This is a genomic window from Kribbella sp. NPDC056861 (assembly GCF_040687575.1).
In the GTDB taxonomy this organism is placed as follows: domain Bacteria; phylum Actinomycetota; class Actinomycetes; order Propionibacteriales; family Kribbellaceae; genus Kribbella.
This window is the reverse complement of the sequence record NZ_JBFBNQ010000005.1, coordinates 643,238-661,539: the sequence shown is the minus strand read 5'-3', so window position 1 is coordinate 661,539 and position 18,302 is coordinate 643,238. Positions and strand designations below refer to the sequence as shown.

The 18,302-nt window shown below is 68.4% G+C and carries 15 protein-coding genes; 11 read left to right on the top strand and 4 right to left on the bottom strand.

Annotation, left to right across the window (positions count from 1 at the left end; translation table 11 throughout):
* Nucleotides 1–40: 40 nt before the first annotated feature.
* The 4 genes from AB0P21_RS27345 (at nucleotide 41) to AB0P21_RS27330 (ending at nucleotide 5,467) form a co-directional block, all read left to right on the top strand.
* Nucleotides 41–514, top strand: a complete 474-nt coding sequence (locus AB0P21_RS27345; RefSeq protein ID WP_363700065.1) for a hypothetical protein — start codon at nucleotides 41–43, stop codon at nucleotides 512–514.
* A complete protein-coding gene (locus AB0P21_RS27340; protein ID WP_363700064.1) occupies nucleotides 511–1,704 on the top strand; it encodes a Dyp-type peroxidase in 1,194 nt (397 codons plus the stop codon). Before AB0P21_RS27345 ends, AB0P21_RS27340 begins: the two co-directional genes overlap by 4 nt.
* A 36-nt stretch (nucleotides 1,705–1,740) precedes the next feature.
* Entirely contained in the window at nucleotides 1,741–4,368 is a 2,628-nt protein-coding gene (locus tag AB0P21_RS27335) for an AAA family ATPase (RefSeq protein ID WP_363700063.1), read from the top strand.
* Between the two features lie 76 nt (nucleotides 4,369–4,444).
* Nucleotides 4,445–5,467: a zinc-binding dehydrogenase gene (locus AB0P21_RS27330; protein WP_363700062.1), complete on the top strand. Its 1,023-nt coding sequence runs from the start codon at nucleotides 4,445–4,447 to the stop codon at nucleotides 5,465–5,467.
* 19 nt (nucleotides 5,468–5,486) lie between these two features.
* Here AB0P21_RS27330 and AB0P21_RS27325 read toward each other — a convergent pair whose 3' ends face one another.
* The gene (locus AB0P21_RS27325; protein WP_363700061.1) at nucleotides 5,487–6,239 is read right to left on the bottom strand and encodes a GAF and ANTAR domain-containing protein; all 753 of its coding nucleotides are present in this window, start codon (nucleotides 6,237–6,239) and stop codon (nucleotides 5,487–5,489) included.
* A 126-nt stretch (nucleotides 6,240–6,365) separates the two neighbouring features.
* Nucleotides 6,366–6,989, bottom strand: coding sequence for an NAD(P)-binding domain-containing protein (locus AB0P21_RS27320; protein WP_363700060.1), 624 nt, complete (start codon nucleotides 6,987–6,989; stop codon nucleotides 6,366–6,368).
* A 160-nt stretch (nucleotides 6,990–7,149) separates the two neighbouring features.
* Here AB0P21_RS27320 and AB0P21_RS27315 point away from each other — a divergent pair, with 160 nt between their 5' ends.
* On the top strand, nucleotides 7,150–8,043 hold the full coding sequence (locus AB0P21_RS27315) for a LysR substrate-binding domain-containing protein (RefSeq protein ID WP_363700059.1): 894 nt from the start codon (nucleotides 7,150–7,152) through the stop codon (nucleotides 8,041–8,043).
* 11 nt (nucleotides 8,044–8,054) lie between these two features.
* Here AB0P21_RS27315 and AB0P21_RS27310 read toward each other — a convergent pair whose 3' ends face one another.
* A complete protein-coding gene (locus AB0P21_RS27310; protein WP_363700058.1) occupies nucleotides 8,055–9,842 on the bottom strand; it encodes an alpha/beta fold hydrolase in 1,788 nt (595 codons plus the stop codon).
* Nucleotides 9,843–10,026: 184 nt separating this feature from the next.
* Between AB0P21_RS27310 and AB0P21_RS27305 the strand changes: the two genes are divergently transcribed.
* Both AB0P21_RS27305 and AB0P21_RS27300 read left to right on the top strand, forming a co-directional pair.
* On the top strand, nucleotides 10,027–11,232 hold the full coding sequence (locus tag AB0P21_RS27305; RefSeq protein WP_363700057.1) for a histidine kinase: 1,206 nt from the start codon (nucleotides 10,027–10,029) through the stop codon (nucleotides 11,230–11,232).
* A gap of 26 nt (nucleotides 11,233–11,258) precedes the next feature.
* On the top strand, nucleotides 11,259–11,906 hold the full coding sequence (locus AB0P21_RS27300; protein ID WP_363700056.1) for a response regulator transcription factor: 648 nt from the start codon (nucleotides 11,259–11,261) through the stop codon (nucleotides 11,904–11,906).
* Here AB0P21_RS27300 and AB0P21_RS27295 read toward each other — a convergent pair.
* The gene (locus AB0P21_RS27295) at nucleotides 11,817–12,365 is read right to left on the bottom strand and encodes an RDD family protein (protein ID WP_363700055.1); all 549 of its coding nucleotides are present in this window, start codon (nucleotides 12,363–12,365) and stop codon (nucleotides 11,817–11,819) included. The genes AB0P21_RS27300 and AB0P21_RS27295 overlap by 90 nt on opposite strands.
* Before the next feature lie 145 nt (nucleotides 12,366–12,510).
* Between AB0P21_RS27295 and AB0P21_RS27290 the strand changes: the two genes are divergently transcribed.
* From AB0P21_RS27290 to AB0P21_RS27275, 4 genes are all read left to right on the top strand, one after another.
* The gene (locus AB0P21_RS27290) at nucleotides 12,511–12,966 is read left to right on the top strand and encodes a HutD family protein (RefSeq protein ID WP_363700054.1); all 456 of its coding nucleotides are present in this window, start codon (nucleotides 12,511–12,513) and stop codon (nucleotides 12,964–12,966) included.
* Between the two features lie 3 nt (nucleotides 12,967–12,969).
* Complete coding sequence (locus tag AB0P21_RS27285) at nucleotides 12,970–13,533, top strand: ester cyclase (RefSeq protein WP_363700053.1); 564 nt, start codon at nucleotides 12,970–12,972, stop codon at nucleotides 13,531–13,533.
* 97 nt (nucleotides 13,534–13,630) lie between these two features.
* Nucleotides 13,631–14,710 (top strand): LacI family DNA-binding transcriptional regulator, encoded by a 1,080-nt coding sequence (locus tag AB0P21_RS27280; protein ID WP_363700052.1) that lies wholly within the window; start codon nucleotides 13,631–13,633, stop codon nucleotides 14,708–14,710.
* Between the two features lie 10 nt (nucleotides 14,711–14,720).
* Nucleotides 14,721–18,179: a sugar-binding protein gene (locus tag AB0P21_RS27275; RefSeq protein ID WP_363700051.1), complete on the top strand. Its 3,459-nt coding sequence runs from the start codon at nucleotides 14,721–14,723 to the stop codon at nucleotides 18,177–18,179.
* Nucleotides 18,180–18,302 lie beyond the last annotated feature (123 nt).

Here is an 18,302-nt window from a genome sequence, read left to right as displayed (position 1 = left end):
CGTCGTGACAGATCGACGACGACTGAGCGGAGACAGGGATATGAAGCGCGGAAAGCTGGTAGCGGGAGTCGGGGCCGCCGTTCTGGTGGCGGGGGCGGTGACGGCGTACGTCGTGGTTGGCGCCGGGGGCAATCCGGTGGACAACGGGACGGCCCGGCTGGCGGTGGCGGATGTTCCTGACGTCGGTGGTGTGCTGGTGGATCAGGCTGGGCGCGTTCTCTACTTCTTCGAGAAGGATGAGAAGGACGTCGTGTCCTGCACCGGCGGTTGCGCCTCGAAGTGGCCGCCTCTGACGTTGGCCGAGGGTCAGTCGAAGCCGGAGCTGGGCACCGGCTCGGTCGCTCAGCTGGTGGGTGAGGCGGAGGGGGAGAACGGCGTCAGGGTGGTGACCTACAACGGGTATCCGTTGTATCGCTACGACTCCGATACCGCTGGTGAGGCCACGGGGCAGAACAAGAAGCAGAATGGTGGGCGCTGGTTCGCCGTCACCGCGGCCGGCGAGCGGGTCAAGTGACTGCGGCGATCGGTCGGCGGGCCGTCTTCGGTTTGACCGGCGCGGCGCTTGCGGTCGGTGCGGGTGGCGGCGCGATCGTCGCGACGCGTCAGGACAGCGAACCGCCACCTCCCGCACCAGGACTTCCGCAGACCGTGGAGTTTCACGGGATCCACCAAGCCGGCATCGCGACACCTGCACCCGGGCACCTGCTGCTGACCGCGTACGACGTACCGGGAACGGCCTCGAAGGCGGCGATGGGCAAGCTCTTCAGGGCCTGGACGGCTGCTGCCCGCGCAATCACCCAGGGGACGAAGGTGCCGGGGGATCCGACGATCGCGGTCGACGGTCAGCCGGCCGCGCTGACGGTGACGATCGGGATCGGGCGTGGGTTGCTCGGCCGGTTGGGTCTCGAGGTGCCGGCGGCGCTCGCGGAGTTGCCGGAGTTCCCGGGCGATGTGATCGAGGAGCGATTCAGCGGCGGCGATCTGGTGGTCCAGTTGTGCGGTGACGATCCGATGGTGCTGGCCGGCGCCGATCGGGTACTGCGGCGCAGCGCGGGCGCTGTGGTCCGTCCGCGGTGGCAGCAAGCCGGATTTCAGGGGATGGCGGCACGGAGAGACGGACGCAGTACGCGGAATCTGATGGGTCAGGTCGACGGCACCAACAACGTCTCGACGAGCGACAAAGCTCGGGGCGGACCGGTGTGGGTGGACGCGGCCGAGCCGGCCTGGATGACGGGCGGGAGTTACCTCGTCGTACGCCGGATCCGGATGCTGCTCGACTCGTGGGAGAGGCTCGCGGTGCCTGCGCAGGAGCGGGTGATCGGTCGGCACAAGCTCAGCGGCGCGCCGCTGGGGTCGCAGCAGGAAGCCGATCCGGTTGATCTGGACGCGAAGGGCGCGGACGGGACTCCGCTGATCCCGGTCAACAGCCATGTCCGGCTGTCGACGCCGGGCAAGGGGGAGGAGATGCTCCGGCGGGGATTCTCCTACCGGGCGGGGGTGTTGCCGGACGGCTCCTCGGACGAGGGGTTGCTGTTCCTTGCCTATGTCAAGGATCCGCGGACCAGCTTCGTGCCGGTGCAGAAGCGGCTCGCGGCGCATGACGCGCTGAACGACTTCACCCGGACGACCGGTAGTGCCTTGTTCGCGATGTTGCCCGGTGTGCAGAACATCAATGACTGGTACGGAAAGTCTCTGCTGGGCTGATGCGCTGCAGATTAGGCGCAGGTGGAGAATGCGGGCATGGCGGAACTGGTGGGGCGGCAGGCCGAGCTTCGGCGCCTGGAGCAACTGGCGCGTGATGCCGAGGGTGGGCTCGGTGCTGCGCTGGTGGTGGCCGGCGATGCGGGAGTCGGCAAGTCGGCCTTGGTCGGAGCTGCCGGTCAAGGGTTGCCTCAGGGGTTGCCGGAGTGGCTGATTCTGCGAGCTCGTGGGGCCGAGTTCGAGCAGGAGTTCGCCTACGCGGCGCTGCAGCAGTTGTGTGCTCCCGTGCTGGAGCGACGGCAGGAGTTGCCGGAGCCACAGCGGGTTGCATTGGAAGTGGTGTTCGGGATGGGGGCCGGGCCGTCGCCGAGTCCGTTGCTGGTGGGGCTGGCCGTGCTCGGGTTGCTGGACGTGGGACGGCCGGTTTGGTGCGAGCTCGACGACGCCCAGTGGTTCGATGCTGAGTCGCGTCGGGTGCTGACGTTCGTGGCGCGCAGGATTGCTGCCGAGCGGGTGGCGATGTTGTTCGTCGTACGGGAGGTGCCTGCGGAGTACGCCGAACTGCCGCTGCTCGCGTTGAGTGGCTTGGCCGAGGGTGACGCCCGCCGATTGCTGGGTGCAACGGTCGAGGCGGAGCTGGCCGATCGGCTGATCGCCGAGGCGAACGGCAATCCGCTGGCCTTGGAGCTGGGGCTGTCCGCCGATCCGCTCGGCTCGGCTCCTGATGCGCTGGAAAGAGAGTTTGTACGACGTATGTCGGCGTTGCCGGCCGACGTCCGATCGATCGTGATGCTCGCGGCGGCCGAGCCGCTCGGGGACCTCGGTTTGTTGCGCCGGGCCGCCAAGGTGGCCGGTCTGGATGCGGCGTCGCTGGAGCGTGCCGAGGACGACGGGCTGCTGGTGAGAGGTCCGCGCTTGGCCTTCCGGCACCCGTTGGTGAGATCCGCGGCGTACCGGTCGGCGACCCCCCAGGAACGTCGAGACGCGCACGCTGCACTGGCTGTTGCGACCGATGCGTCCCGAGACCCTGATCGGCGTGCTTGGCACCGGGCTCTCGCGGTCGTCGAGACGGACGAGGATGTCGCGGCCGAGTTGGCGGCATCGGCGGGACGGGCGCGGGGGCGAGGCGGACTGCTTGCCGCCGCGACGTTCCTGCAGAAGGCCGCCGAGTTGTCGCCCGGCATCGACGAGCGGACCGACCGGCTGCTGGGCGCCGCAGAACTGCTTTTGCAGGGCGGCGATGCGGCCAGGGCAGAAGAGATCGTGCAGAGGCGCGACCTGGCCGGGAATGCGCGCGCCCGGCTGCTGTCGGCCCAGATCGACTTCCATCGGACCCGGAACGCGGAGTCGACGATCGCGATGGTCGATGCGGCTGCCGAGGTCGAGGTGGACGAGGCGCGCGCCCGGTTCCTCGAAGCGGTGGCGACCGCGGTCTTCGCGATGCCCGATCCGGAGGACCAGCGACAGCTTGCCCAGCGGATCCGGACCCTGGCGAGCGATCGGGTCCCGGCGCGGCCGGTGGATCTGTTGCTGGATGCGATGCTCGACCAGATCCTGCTGCCCTCCGTGCAGGCGGTGCCCGCCATGCAGGCCGCCGTACGGGCTTATCAGCAGGATTCCTCTGACTTCTGGTACCTGGATCTGGCGTCGATGATGGCGCTGGATCTCTGGGACGCCGACGCCATGGACGAGTTGTCCGCCCGGCATGTCGAGGTCGCCCGCGCGGAGGGTGCGTTGACCGTGTTGCCGCAGGCGTTGCGAGTGCGGGCGATGGCTGACCTGGTGGCCGGCCGATTCGTGGCGGCCGACGAGCGGGCCGAAGAGGCGCTGGCGGTGGACGCGGTGGCGGGAACGGTCAGTCTGGCGTACGCCGAGCAATCGCTGGCCGGGTGGCGTGGCGAGGAGGCCCAGCTGACCGAGCTCGCACGTCTGTCCCATGAGCGGATCGGCCGGCTCGAGGACGGCGTGTACCGGTATGCGAGCGCCGTGCTGCACAACGGGAGCGGCGACTACCGGGCGGCGTACGACGTGGCCCGGACGAGTTGGGACGAGCATCGGCGGGGCGTGCGGATGGTCTGGCAGACCATGCCCGAACTGGTCGAGGCGGCGGTCCGGGTCGGCAACGCCGAGGAAGCGGTGGAGGCGGTCGAGTGGATCGGCTCGATCGCCCGGGTGAGTGCAACGCCATGGATGCGGGCAGCGCATGCCCTGGCCAGGGCGATGATCGACGCCGAGCCGGAGAAGCTTTACCGGCAGGCGATCGACGAGTACGCCGCGACTCCGGTCAAGGCTCTGCACGCGAGAGCGCGGCTGGCGTACGGCGAGTGGTTGCGCCGTGAGGGTCGCCGGGCCGAGGCGCGCAGCGAGCTCCGGGCCGCTCACGCCGCGTTCGTTGCCTTCGGCGCCCGTGGGTACGCCGATCGGTCGGCTCGCGAACTGCTCGCGACCGGCGAGACCGCGCGCCGGACGGCGGATCCGGAGGCAGGGGAGAGCTCGCTGACCGGGCAGGAGCGGCTGATCGCGGCCAAGGTGGCCGGGGGAGCGACGTCGAAGGAGGTCGCCGAGCTGCTGTTCCTGAGTCCGCGTACGATCGACACCCACCTGCGCAACATCTACCGCAAGCTCGGCATCACGTCGCGCCGGCACCTACGCAACCGGACGTTCTAAGTAGTTCTCACCGACGCGACCGCGGCCCTCTCCGCGACACGATCGACTTGTCGAAACCGAGTCGAGAGGACCAGTCATGATCACAGAGGTAGAGCTGCCGGGCGTCGTCGAGCCAGAGGGTTTCCGGTTGCGCAGTACGGCGGCCCGGCCGTTGGCGGCGGGTGAGGCGCGGATCCGGATGGAGGCGACCGGCGTCTCGTTCGCCGAGCAGCAGATGCGGCGGGGTAAGTACTACGACCAGCCGGCCTTCCCGTTCGTGCCGGGGTACGACGTGGTGGGTGTGCTGACCGAGCTGGGTCCGTACACCTCGTCGCCGATCCGGGTGGGTGCGCGGGTGGCTGCGTTGACCAAGGTGGGCGGCTGGGCGGACGAGCTGGTGGTGCCGGCTGACGAGCTGGTCGCCGTACCGGATGGGGTTGCGGCCGATGAGGCCGAGGCGGTGATCGTGAACGGGATCACCGCGCATCGCATGATGGAGACCGCGAAGGTGGGTCCGGGTGACACGGTCGTGGTGCTCGGCGCGAACGGCGGGGTGGCGTCGCTGCTGGTCCAGCTGGCACGTCGGCGGGGTGCCGAGGTGATCGGTGTCGCGTCGCAACGGCACCTCGGTTACGTCCGCGAGCTGGGCGCGATCCCGGTAGACCGGCATGGCGACGTGGCTGCCGAGGTACGGCGGATCGCTCCGGACGGGGTGGCGGCGGTGTTCGACCATGTCGGCGGGGAAGGCATCAAGCAGTCCTGGTCGTACCTCGGCCGCGGCGGCATCCTCGTCTCCTACGGCACCGCGTCGACTCGCGACTACGAGGGCAACGGACGTATCCCGGTCCTGGCCCTGATCGGCAAGCTGCTGCTCTGGAACTACCTGCCCAACGGCAAGTCGGCGCTGTTCTTCAACCTGTGGGCCGGCAAGCGGCGTAACCCGGATCGCTTCCGGACGCAGCTGCGCGACGATCTCGGCACGGTCTTCGGCTACCTGCGCGACGGTGAGATCTCCGCGCGGATCGCGCGATCCTTCCGGCTCTCGGCGATCGCCGAGGCGGTCCGGTACGCCGAGTCCGGCGCCGCGGCGGGCAAGGTGATCGTCGTACCCGATGCGTGACGCGTGTCTCGAGGCGAGGTCACCGGGGGAGGGCGCGGGTCTCGATCAGGTGGTGGGCGACGTCGCGGAGTTTGGTGTTGGTGTCCTGGGAGTAGCGGCGCAGTACGGCGAAGGCCTGGTCGGCTTCGAGGTCGAAGCGCTCCATCAGAATTCCGATCGCCTGGCCGACCAGCTTCCGGGCCTCCAGCGCCTGGGACATCGAGGTCTCGTGCCGGGACGTCGACACGGCGACCGCGATGTGCTGGGCCAGGATGTGCGCGGCTGCTTCGTCGGCGATGGTGAATGCCTCTGGTGCGGCGTTGTAGAGCGACAACACGCCCGCCATCTGGTCGCCGGCCGTCATCGGAACCAGGAGCGCGCTGCCGAGGCCCGCCTCCTGGGCGGTCGCCTGCCACTGTGGCCAGCGGTTGTCGCTGGAGATGTCGGGCACCGCGATCGTGTCGCCGGTGAGGGCGGCCAGAGTCGGCCCTGCACCGGTCTCGATCTGGATCCGGTCCATCGCCTCGACCGCTGGATGCGTGCCCCTGCCGATCTCCAGTTGGCGACCCCGTACGGCGAGTGCCACGCCGGCGTGAGTGCAGCCACCTGCCTGGAGTGCGAACTCGAGAGCTGCGTCGAGTGTCTCGTCCAGCCCGGATGCGTCGTACAGCTCGAGCGCGACCTGCGCGAACGCACCGGCACCGAACCGCGGAGTACCTGGTCGGGCGGCGACGGTCTCCGCCTTGACCGGATCCAGCAAGGCCATCTCGTTCTCCCCGCGGATGCTCATCATCTGCTCTGGTGGTGAGCGAAATGCTAGCGAGGGAGAAACTGAATGTCTACCTTGGCCAGGGTAGATATTGGCGGCGTGTCGGATCAGGTTTGGGCTGGGGTGTGGTCGCCCCGCCGGCCGGCCGGATCAGCTGGCGAATTCGTCGACGCCGAGGGCGAAGTCCCAGTGCCCGACGCCATTTCCGGCCAGGCCCATGGTGACCAGGCCCATTCCTTCCAGCCAGTGCGCCATTTTCAGACCGCCGACATCCAGCGGGCGCAATCCGAGGCTCTCGATGAATGCCGCCACACTCGCCTTCGCCTGTGAATTGTCTCCAGCGAGGAAAACACCAGGGCGGCCGTTCTCCAGCACATTGCGGAAAATGGTATTGAACGCCTTCACCACGCTGGCGTTGGCCGGTGCCACCTTGGCGGCTTCCTTTGCGACCGACGTCTGCTCGCTATGAGCCAGTCCATCGAAGGTCGCGTTGAAGGGGTTGCTGATGTCGACTATGACCTTGCCCGCGAGGGCGTCTCCGTACTCGGCGACGACCGGCACGACACCGGCGTACAGGAGAGCGGTGATGACGATGTCCCCGGCCGGGACGGCGCCCCACTCGCCCGTGGTCGTGCCGCCGCCGAGCGCCTTGGCCAGGTCGTCGGCCTTGGCCTGATCACGTCCCATGACCTCGACCGTGTTCCCGCCCGCGACGGCGAGCGTGCCGATCGCGCGAGCCATGTTCCCGGTACCGATCAGGGTGATGCTGCTCATGAGGTGCACTCCTTGTTGTTGAAAAGCTTTGCCACTCTTTTGCGTGGCCTGCTTTTGGATTTCCCTTTGAATTAAGCCTTTCATTAGCCCCAGTGGGTGTCCAAGACCTGTTTTCGGCGCGGTGATACCTTGGAGGCATCACCGACGCGGGAGGTGCGCGATGGATCTGGATCTGCGCAAGGTGCGCTACTTCCTCGCCGTCGCCGACCAGTTGCACTTCGGCCGCGCCGCGGAGCAGTTGCACATCGCGCAGCCGGCGCTCAGCCGCCAGATCCGCGCGCTGGAGCAGGACCTCGGCGCCTCGCTGTTCACCCGGAACCGGCACGGGGTGGCGCTGACCGATGCCGGCCGGCAACTGCTGACCGACGCCGGTCCGCTGCTCGCCTCCGCGGACGCGGTACGCCGCCGGGTGACCGTGGCGGCTCACGGCAGCCGGCGACTGGCGGTCGGCTTCCGGACCGGGATCCCGGTCATCCCGGCGGCTCAGGTGTTCGAGGCCCGGCATCCGGACGTTGTCGTGGACGTGCAGCGGATCGAATGGGACGACCAGGCCCCGATGTTGCTCGACGGCCGCATCGACGTCGGCTATGTGCGACTGCCCATCGACGAGACCGGCCTCCGCGTCATCCCCCTGTACGCCGAACCGCTGATGGTGGTGCTGCCCGCGGTCCACCGGTTGGCCGGCAAGGAGGAGATCACCGAGGCCGACCTGACCGGTGAGCCGCTGGTCTGGCATGCCGACCCGAGCACACACCCCACCAGACGCCCGCACCCCGACTCCGGGCTCCGGGTGCGCGGCGTGGAGGAGAAGCTCGAGCACGTCGCGGCCGGCCGAGGCATCTCGTTCGTGACGCGTTCGGAGACGCTGTTCTACTCCCGGCCGGACATCAGCTACGTGCCGATCCCGGAGCTTGCGCCCGATCAGGTGTGCCTCGCGATGGCGGCCTCGCGCACCTCGCCGCTGGCCGAGGACTTCTTCGCCGCGGCGCAAGCGACGGCCGAGATCACGGCGGAGTGCGGAAACTACGAGGCCTATTCAGACGGTCAAGCCTGAAGGCAGAACTGTCAGCGGAGCAGGTGGGTGTTGTTCTCTTCGGAGATTCGGTCGGCGAGGTCGCGGCGGGTCTGGTCGTCGGCCGGGGTGGTTGCCTTGGGTGAGACGAGGCGGTTGGTGCTCGCCTTGTTCGCCTTCAGGTAGGCGTCGACCGGGCCGCGGACCGGGTAGACCTTGGTCTCGCCGAGGAGCGGTACCGACGGGCAGATGCTGTTGGGCGTGGTGGATCCGTGCAGTAGATAGGTGTTGACGACACCGTCGACGCAGGGGTTGTCCTGGGTCGAGTACTGACCGTGGAACGGGGAGTCGTCGACCCGCAGGATGCTGATGCCCGGCGCCTTGCCGGCCGCCGCCATGGCCTGCTCGTACCCCGTCTGCGGGTCGAGCTCGCCTTGGACGAGCAGGACGTTCTTCCGGACCGAGGCAGGCAGGTTCGGGAGCTTCTGCAGCGGCTCGTCAGTCCACGGACCGCAGACCTCGCCGAGGCCGTACTGCCAGCCGAAATCGCGGTACTTCGGGCCTTGCCGATCACTGAGCTGCTTGTACCAGGCGGTGGTCTTGGTCGGCTGGTCGTTACAGGCCACGGCGAACCGGGTCAGCGGCAGCCGCACGTAGTCGCTCTCCTGCTCGCCCTCGCCGAGGCGCTGGGAAACCAGGATCTTGGTGGTCACCTTCGCCGCGGGGACGCCGAGACGCTTGAGCGATACCTTGTCTGCCTGGGCCCGGACGGCCGCGGGCAGTGCCGCGAAAGTCTTGGCGGCTTCGTCCTCAGGACTGTTGAGCGCCACCAGGGCGATCATCGTGAAGAGCCAGCCGATCGCGCTGCCGTTGCCGGTGAACAGTCCGTCGTAGGAGTCGGGATCGAGCCCGGCCTCGACCGCCTTCGCCCGGCCGGCCTCGATCACCTTGCGCGCGGCAGCCGGGGTCTTCCCGAACAGGTCCGGCTCCGTCCGGTTCAACCAGGACAGGAACGCGGTGTCGGTCTGCCGCTGGCCGATCCGCGGGAAGTCCTCGAAACCGGCCTGCAGACGTCCCTGCCAGTCGAGGCTCGAGTCGAGCACCATCCGGCCGGTCGTCCCCGGAAAGAGTGAGGCGTACTTGGCGCCGAGCCAGGTCCCGTAGGAGTAGCCGACGTAGTTGAGCTTCGTTGCCCCGGACAACTGCCGGTACAGGTCCATGTCGTGAGCGGTCTGCCAGGTGGTGATGTACGGCGAGACCGCCAAGCTCTGACAGGCTTCGGCGATGGCCCGCGGTGCCTGCTGGTGGTCCTTGATGCTCTTGGCCGACCGGTCGCGGGCATCGGCTGGTCCCTGCGGCAGGCGACTCACGGGAACGTCGCAGGTGACCCCGAGGCCCGCGTCGCCCTCCACCCCGGACTGCCCGGTACCGCGCGGGTCCATGCCGAGAATGTCGTACTTCGCGTTCACAGCGGGCTGCAACCCGGCGATCGAGGAGGCCAGCGAAGTACCCTGCCCACCGGGGCCACCCGGATTGGTGAGCAGCACGCCCTGGTAGTCCTCTTTGGTGCCAGTGGCAACAACTTTGCTGACGTACACCTTGAGCTCGGGACCCGCCGCGGGCTTCGCCCAGTCACGCGGCACGGTCATCATCGCGCAGACCGTCTTGACCCCTTCGGTGTCGAACGAGCACTGCTGCCAGTCCAGCTTCTGCTCCGCGTACTTCGCACCGGGCGCCGCCTTCACCGAGGCGTTGGCGACCCGGCCGACAGCGGTCGGCGTGATGGCGGCGACCAGGGACAGCGACACCGCGACCGCGGCACCGACTCTTAGTTTGTTCACAGTGAGCTTCCTTGCTGAGTGGGTTGTGCTGGTTCGGCTGACGGCTCGAAGCTATGGCGGGGGCGTCATCCGACGGGACGACCATTGGTGCGAACTTCCAGCTTCCGGCTAGTCCTTTCGGCCGAGGGCAGATCACCACCCCAGGGTTGAGGTGTCACGGCGGCCGACCAGGCATGCTGGGGTCATGACCAGTCCGTTGCCGTCCGCCACGATCAGTGCGCCGCGGCGCGCGCCGCTGGTAGCGGAGATCGCGATCGTGGCGGCAGCCACCGTGGCCGATCTGGTGCTCACACCGCTGCCGGATGACGGTGGCAACGGTCTGCTGGGCTCCGTTCTCGGCGCCATCGCCCCCGCGCTCGGCCTCGGTGTCGGCGTCCTCGCGGTACTGCGCCGCAGGTTCGACCAGGTCGTACTGATGACGCTGGGCGTAGCTCTGGCTTCCTTGCTGATCAGCGGTCTCAGCCTGACCGGCACCCTCATCGACTCACCCCAACCGGCGCAGCCGTCCTTCACCGAGGCCATCGCACTGGCCCTGCTGGTAGGCGCCGCCTGTCATCGGCTCCCTGCTCGCACTGTCGCTCCGCTCGCCGTACTGGCCGGTCTCGCGATGGCGCTGGCCCCGCTGCTTCGCTACGGGATCGACTCGCCGTGGGCCCTGGCTGCCGTGGCAGCCGCTCTGCTCTGGGGAGCCAGCGTCGGGACCGGCCTCGTACTGCGGGACGCGGAGCAGCGGCGCGAAGGAGATCTGGCGGCGGTGCGAGCCGCGGAACGGCTCGTCCTGGCGCGCGAACTCCACGACTTCGTGGCCCATCACGTCACCGGCATCGTCGTCCTCGCTCAGGGCGCGCGGGTCGTCGCATCCCGGGCTCCGGACGGTCAGCGTCTGGATCCGGCGGTCTTCACCGAGATCGAGAAGGCCGGCGGGGAAGCGCTGACGGCGATGCGTGGCATGGTCGGCATGCTGCGCGCCGACCGGTCCGGAGCAGCGGAGGCGAGGCCGGATCTGCGGCGGGCGCTCGGTGAGGCCTGCGGCGACGACCAGCTGGTCCGCCTGATCGTTGCCGATGACATCGATCTGGCGCCGATCCCGCCGGAGGTGGTCGACGCCGCCCAGCGCTTGGTCCGCGAGGCGCTCACCAATGCCCGCCGGCACGGGGTACCGGGTGGGGGCATCGAGGTCACCGCGGCGCTGGAGCGGCGCGGCTTCACGGCGGCGGTGTTGCTGGACGTCGTCAACCGGTCGTCGCCCGATACTGTTCGGGGCGACGGTTACGGCCTGGTCGGGATGACCGAGCGGGCGGAGGCCGTCGGAGGTACGTTGTCCGCCGGTCCGGCAGGCACAGGCGAATGGCGGGTGGCCGCCCGGCTGCCGCTGCCCGAGATCTTCTGACCCCGACTCTCGACCAGGAGGTCCTGATGGTGACCCGTGTCCTCATCGCCGACGATCAGGCGTTGGTCCGGACGGGCTTTCGGATGATCCTGCAGGCCGAGCCGAAGTTCGAGGTCGTGGCCGAGGCAGCCGATGGCGAAGAAGCCGTCCGGCTGGCCCGGGAGCTGCGGCCCGACGTCATCCTGATGGACATCCGGATGCCACGGATCGACGGCATCCAGGCCACGCGGCTGCTGGCCGGCCCGGGGGTGCAGACTCCGATGCGAGTGGTGGTGGTGACCACCTACGGCGTCGACGAGAACGTGTACGCCGCGCTGCGCGCCGGGGCGTGCGGCTTCCTGCTCAAGGATGCCGGTCCAGGGTTGCTGGTCGAGGCCGTGCAGGCCGCCGCGGACGGCGAATCGCTGGCGTCGCCGTCGATCACCACGCGCCTGATCGAGCACTTCGCCCACAGCGCCGTACCGGCACCGCTGGCCGACAACCCGCTGACGGAGCGCGAGATGGACGTCGTACAGGCGGTCGCCCGCGGCCGGACCAACGACGAGATCACCGGTGAACTGGTGGTCTCGCTCTCGACCGTCAAGTCACACCTTGGGAGCATCCAGCGCAAGCTCGGTCTCCGGAACCGCACCGAGATCGCGATCTGGGCCTGGGAGAACCGGCTGGTCGACTGAGCCCCTGCGCACCACCACGGTGCCTGCGACGAGATCGCCCACGCGCTGGCGGCGGGGCGTTCGCAGTACCACCACGAGACCGACCAGGCCCCAGAGCATGCCGTCGACAACCATCAGCAGATAGCGCAGGGCGAAGGCCTTGAGGGGTGGCTTGCTGCCGTCCAGCATGATCACCTGGATGCCGGCGATCCGCATGCCCACCGAGGCGCCGCTGCGGGAGCGGTGTGGGATCCACACCTCGTTGACGATCGGCCCGAGCAGAGCCGCGGCGACGAAGAAGACGACTCCTACGGCGAAGGCCACGTCGAACGTGATCCACCGAGCCAGCCCGACGGTCAGCCCGAACAGCACCACCAGACCGAGCAGAATCGCCGTCGTACCGATCAAAAGTCCGTCGATCACCAGGTGCAGCAGCCGACGCCAGAGAACCTTGGTCGGTTCGGTCTGCTCACTCGCCACCCATCCAGTCTCCCAGAAGGCGTTCTGCTGCGAGCAATGGAGGGCCGGGCTGACCGCGGGTGGGTAGTGTCGGCCGCATGATCAGCCTGGGTGACGACCTGCCGGTGTACTACGAGTTGACCCGGATGGAGAGGCAGCCGGCCCGATGACCGGTCCGTCCAGGGTGCTGAAGCCCGAGGTGTTCCCTGCTGTTGCCTGGCGCAACGGAGCTGGGCTCACCCGCGAACTCGTCGACGATCCTTCCGGATGGCGGCTCAGTGTTGCCGAGCTCGAGTCCGACGCGGTCTTCTCGGCCTTTCCTGGCCTCGACCGGATCTTCCTGCCGCTGGTCGACGTGGTGCTGGAGATCGATACAGTGCGGCGGCCGGTGGCTCGAGGGACGGCTGTCGCCTTTCCTGGAGAGGCGAAGGTCGCGGTCGAGTTGGTGGCCGGACCTGGCCGGGCCGTGAACCTGATGATGGCTCGTGGCCGGTGCAGCGGCCGGCTGGTGGCGAGGTCACCAGGGGAGTGGGAGCAATGCGGCCCGGACCGCCCGGGCTGGGTTGTCGACCTTGGCGAGGTTCTTGTCGAGGTGCAGGTAGGAAGCGACGAGTGGAGATGATCGATGTCTGACAACACGCCCTTCGAGATGCCGTCCGAGGAGGTTCTGCGGGCCCGGCAGAAGGTTGTGCTCGACCATTTCCACGACGAGGTCCGGCAGGACTGGGACGACGTGCTGGCGACCTTCCCGCATCCGCGGTACGAGCTGATCGCGCAGATGACGGTGCACGACGGCGACGGACCGGTCCGGGCGTACTACCAGGACACCCGGGTCGCCTTTCCCGATCAGGACCACGAGATCATCGCGCTGCGGCACAGCCACGACGCGGTGATCGTCGAGTTCTGGTTGCTCGGGACGCACCTCGGTCCGCTCGGCAAGGTGCCGGCGACGGGTGGCCGGCACCGGACCAGGATGACGGCGTTCTTCGTCTTCGACGACCAGGAGAACCTGGTCGCCGAGCGGATCTACTTCGACCAGCTGACCATCCTCAAGCAGTTGGTCGCCGGTCTGAACAAGAAGAACCCGCGTGACCTGCTCAAGCTCGGGCGGGCGGTGATCGGGCTGCTGGCGATGAGTGGCAGCGAGCCCGACCCGCGACTGCAGAACACGACTCCACCGAACCTCTAGCGTTAAAAATCCCTCAGCCGCATCCGAGTCTTGACGGCATGGGTGCGGCTCAGTAGCGTGCGGCGCAGGAATTTTAACGTTAACAAGAGGTGAGTCGATGGGGCCGCAGGAGACCAGCCGGGGGCCGGTGCCGCACGGGCACGTGACGTTGGCGCAGGTGGCGCGGTGGGCCGGGGTGTCGGCGCAGACGGTGTCGAACGCGGTCAACAACCCGGAGCGGGTGGCGCCGCAGACGCGGGAGCGGATCCTGGCGGCGGTGGAGGAGCTGGGCTACGAGCCGAACCTGTCGGCGCGTGCGCTGCGCAACCGGAGCTCGTCGCTGATCGCGTTCAAGACCCGGCCGGCCCGGCCCGACAAAGCCTCGCTGCTGATGGACGAGTTCCTGTACGCGCTGAACGCTTCGGCCGCGCAGGCCGGGTACCACCTGATCCTGTGTCATGCCGAGGACGGCTCGGCGAACGAGATCAAGGCCTATCGCGATCTGCTGAAGAAGACGTCGGTCGACGCCTTCGTGCTGGCCGAGACGCATCACAACGACGACCGGGTCGCGGCGTTGCGGTCCTGGGGAGTGCCGTTCGCGACGTTCGGACGGTCCTGGGACGGCGACGACACCACGGCCTGGGTCGACGTCGACGGCCGGTCGGGGACGCGCGCCGCGACGGAGCACGTCGCGGCGCAGGGACACCGCCGGATCGGTCACATCGGCTGGCTGGCCGAGTCCGAGATCGGGGCCGAACGCCGCGAAGGCTGGCTCGACGGTTGTCGGGAGCGCGAGCTGGAGACGGATCTCCAGGCCGCAGTACCGGACACTTTGGAGGCCGGCCGTCAGGCCGCTCACCGGATGCTGGATGCCGCGCGGCCCGCTACCGCGCTGGTCTGCGCCTCCGACACCCTCGCGCTCGGTGTCCTCCGGGCGCTGCACGAGCGCGGCCTGCGTCCCGGGGTCGAGGTCGGGGTGACCGGCTTCGACGACTCACCGACCGCCGCGCTGGTCAGCCCGGGGCTGACCACGCTGCACCAACCGATCGACGTCGTCGGCCGAGAGCTGATCAAGGCGATCGACAACCTGCTCGCCGGCGACCTGCGCGAGCCGCACCACGTCTTGCTGGAGCCGGAACTGATCGTCCGTGGCTCCAGCGTCACCGGACCGATGCAGTCAGGACCACCGAGGCAGTGAGGGGCCATCGATGAGGACCAGAAGAACCAAGTTGCTTGCAGCAACGATCGCGGGGGCGCTGCTGCTGCCCGCGATGACGTCGTTGCCGGCGGCCTCCGCTCCGGCGGCCAATCCCTTCGTGCTGAACGTCGAGAACCTTGCCAACGGCACCGGTGTCGCCGGCGTGATGGACCTGACGGCGTACGGCGAGCTCGACTGGGCCCATGTGACCGGTGCGGGGACCGAGCACAAGAAGGGCGTGACGCCGTCGATCAAGGTGGACAACCTCAATCCCGCGGCGGGCCAGGACACTTTGTCCGACAGCCCGCTGACGTTCCGCTGGTCGGACGGGACCACGACGGGCTCGACCGGTGGACTCACCACCGGCGGGGTGTTCAAGTACGACGACACCACCGTCGGTGACGCGACCGGGCACGAGGCCGGCTACCGGATCACGGTCGCGCCTTCGGACTCCCCGCGTCGGCTCGTGTTCGTGGGCGGTATCTGGCAGGCGCGCGGCACCGTGACTGTGGCCGCGGCAAGCGGCGGCGGTACGGCGTACACGACCAAGATCAGCGCGACCGGCAATGCGGTGGCGAAGCGGTACGCCGTGACGATCCGTCCTGGTGAGGGCATCGTCGTGACGACCAAGTTCACCGAGAAGCTGCAGGCGGCCAGCAACGTGTCGCTGTCCGCCGTCGCGCTCTCGCGGGTCGCCTCGGCGGCCGGTCCGAGCTTCGCCGTGGCAGCGCCGCCGGTCGCCATGGACCTAGCCGCCGAGGGGCCGAGCGACTGGCTGCACCTCAACGGAGCGGCGATCAACCGTCGCGCTGTCGTGCCGGCCGGAACTCCTCGGCTCGCGGTGGCGAATCGGCAGACCGGCGCCACGATCGGCGCACAGAACGACAACCCGGTGACGTATTCGTGGACCAAGGGCACACCGACCGAGTCCCAGTCGGGTAGTCGGCAGGGTGGCATCTTCTTCGTCGACGGCACGAACCCGGCCTTGGTCGGCAAGGACCTCACCGACCCGTACGGCTACGACCTGACAGTCCCGGCAGCGGCGAACGGCCGCACAGTGCGCTTCGTCTCGGGCGCTTGGCGAGCCACGGCGACTGTGTCCGTCTACCTCAACGGCAGTTCGACGCCGGCCTTCGTGAGCTCCGACCTGGTCAGCAGCACGGACTCGGTGACCAGACTGTTCGAACTCACGCTCGGCGCCGGGGACTCGGCGCGGATCAGCGCGCAGGTGAAGCGCAAGACCCATGAGTCCGGCAACGTGACGCTCGCCGGTGTGACGCAGGCCGATACTTCGGCAGCCGGGTACCGCGAGCTGACGCGTAACCTACTCGACCAGATCGCGGCCGCTGACCTCAACGCCGCGAACGAGTCCGCGCAGCGGCAGCTCGACGGCGAGGTCACGTCCGCCACGGCGGTTCTCGCGAACAACGCTGCGACCCGGGACGAGCTGCGGCTGGTGCACCTGTTCCTGAAGGCTGCCTTCGACGACGCTGCCGCCTCGGCCGCCGGCGCGGAGTACACGAATGTGACCAACCCGGGCCTCACCTCGTCGTTCGGCTGGGAAGGCGACCTGAACGCGCCGATCGCCTTCATCGACGGCAGCTACCGGCTGCGGAGCCGGGGCAACGCGCTGATCACGTTCGGCGTGCCGAACATCCCGGGCAAGATCAAGTGGACCAACGCGGAGGGTTATCTGCCCGCGTTCATCAGCGAGTACGGCAAGGACGGCCTGCAGTACAAGGTCGAGAACTTCGCTGATCTGGTCGTGATCGGCGGGAACCGGTTCGAGGTCGCCTACTCGCGGATGACCGTGACCAACCCGACTGCCGCCGAGGCACGGCTGCCGCGGGTGTCGAGTCTGCTGACGCCGCTCAACGCCGCGGCCGCGCCGTCCGTGACGACGATCGGCGCGGGGCAGACCGTGGTTCGCGACTACGCGATCGCCGCTGACCGATTCGGTGCCAGCTACGAGTGGCCGACCGCAGTACAGCTGCAGCAGGCCGGGTCGCTCAACAAGCACTTCAAGGACATGCGGAGCTACTGGAACACCCGGCTGGCGGCGATCGCCCAGATCACCGATCTTCCGGACCAGCGGCTCGTCAACGCCTACAAGGCCGGCTACATCTACACGCTGATCATCCGGGACGACATCGACGGCCAGAAGCGGCTGCATGTCGGTGAGAACGGGTACGACGAGATGTTCGACCACGACACGATCGGGATCGTGGCGACCCTGCTGACCATCGGCGACTTCAGCTACGCCCGCGACTACCTCGCCACGCTGCCGGCGCAGCTCCAGTACGACGACGCCAAGTGGAAGTACAGCTGGCCGTACGCCCTCTACCTGCAGCGGACCGGCGACAAGGCGTTCGTGCGCCAGCAGTTCGAGACGATCAAGAAGAACACCCACACGGTCGAGACCGACCGGATCGACGGCGGCAAGGGGATCATCAAGCAGACCGTCGCGATCGACTCGCTCGGCTACTGGACGATCGACAACTGGTCCGCGCTGGCCGGGCTGACCACCTACCGCTATCTGGCCACCGCACTCGGCGAGACGCAGGAGGCGGCCTGGGCCAAGGCGGAGTACGACGATCTGCTCGGGGTCGCGACGGCCCGGATCGAGCAGACGATGAAGCAGTTCGACCTCGACTACCTGCCGATCTCGATGGTCGAGGCCAACGAGACCGGGCCGCGCAAGGACCCGCGGGACGCCAACTGGGCCTCGATGTTCCTGTTCGGCCGCTGGGCCTGGGACGGGTACCTGTTCGGCGCCGAGCAGCGCGGGGTGATGTTCGACAAGATCGACGCCACCTACACGCACGGGTTCGAGCGTCGCAAGGACATCTCCGACACCATCTACAACTTCGGCGGCTATCCGCACGGCTACTACTCGAGTGCCTACAACGCCGGCTACGGCAGTACTGCGCTACGCGGCGAGCAGTACCGCGACGCGGGGATCAAGGGCTACCAGTTCATGATCGACAAGGCGATGAGCGGGCCGTTCGGCTGGTGGGAAGGCGTCGACTACCCGAGCGCGAACTCGCCGTGGGACGTCGATCACGCGCAAGGTGGCGGCGGCTCGAACCAGCACATGTGGGGGCAGTCCACCGCCACCAAGGTGCTGTTCGACTCGCTGGTGGCGCAGAAGTCCGATGGCACGGTGATCATCGGCCGCGGTGTCCCGGACGAGTGGGTCACCGGCCGACAGAAGATTGCCATCGACAACTATCCGGTGGCCGACGGCAAGCGGCTCGGCTTCCGGCTGACCGCCTCGGGCAAGACGGTGTCGGTCGAGCTGACCGGGGACGGCTCGACCGGGTACAGCATCGAGCTGCCGGCCTTGAGGGGCAACATCGCGAACGTGTCGGTCAAGGGTGCCGCGATCAACCAGACCGGGGGCACGGTGTTCCTGCCGGCGGGGACGAAGCGGGTGACGATCACTTTGCAGCACGAGGTGGTCGGCTAGCCGCAGCAGCCTGTTGGGAGCCCGGCCGGAATCGGTCACTGTCGGTCGGGCTCTTGACGGGCGGAAAATCCGGCTCCTATGGTCGGGATCCCTGAATCGATTCAGGGATTCGGTGAGGAGTCG

Coding starts and splice junctions, on each gene's coding strand:
- AB0P21_RS27345 (WP_363700065.1), top strand. CDS start 41: ATGAAGCGCGGAAAGCTGGTAGCGGGAGTCGGGGCCGCCGTTCTGGTG.
- AB0P21_RS27335 (WP_363700063.1), top strand. CDS start 1,741: ATGGCGGAACTGGTGGGGCGGCAGGCCGAGCTTCGGCGCCTGGAGCAA.
- AB0P21_RS27330 (WP_363700062.1), top strand. CDS start 4,445: ATGATCACAGAGGTAGAGCTGCCGGGCGTCGTCGAGCCAGAGGGTTTC.
- AB0P21_RS27325 (WP_363700061.1), bottom strand. CDS start 6,239: ATGATGAGCATCCGCGGGGAGAACGAGATGGCCTTGCTGGATCCGGTC.
- AB0P21_RS27320 (WP_363700060.1), bottom strand. CDS start 6,989: ATGAGCAGCATCACCCTGATCGGTACCGGGAACATGGCTCGCGCGATC.
- AB0P21_RS27315 (WP_363700059.1), top strand. CDS start 7,150: ATGGATCTGGATCTGCGCAAGGTGCGCTACTTCCTCGCCGTCGCCGAC.
- AB0P21_RS27305 (WP_363700057.1), top strand. CDS start 10,027: ATGACCAGTCCGTTGCCGTCCGCCACGATCAGTGCGCCGCGGCGCGCG.
- AB0P21_RS27300 (WP_363700056.1), top strand. CDS start 11,259: ATGGTGACCCGTGTCCTCATCGCCGACGATCAGGCGTTGGTCCGGACG.
- AB0P21_RS27290 (WP_363700054.1), top strand. CDS start 12,511: ATGACCGGTCCGTCCAGGGTGCTGAAGCCCGAGGTGTTCCCTGCTGTT.
- AB0P21_RS27285 (WP_363700053.1), top strand. CDS start 12,970: ATGTCTGACAACACGCCCTTCGAGATGCCGTCCGAGGAGGTTCTGCGG.
- AB0P21_RS27280 (WP_363700052.1), top strand. CDS start 13,631: ATGGGGCCGCAGGAGACCAGCCGGGGGCCGGTGCCGCACGGGCACGTG.
- AB0P21_RS27275 (WP_363700051.1), top strand. CDS start 14,721: ATGAGGACCAGAAGAACCAAGTTGCTTGCAGCAACGATCGCGGGGGCG.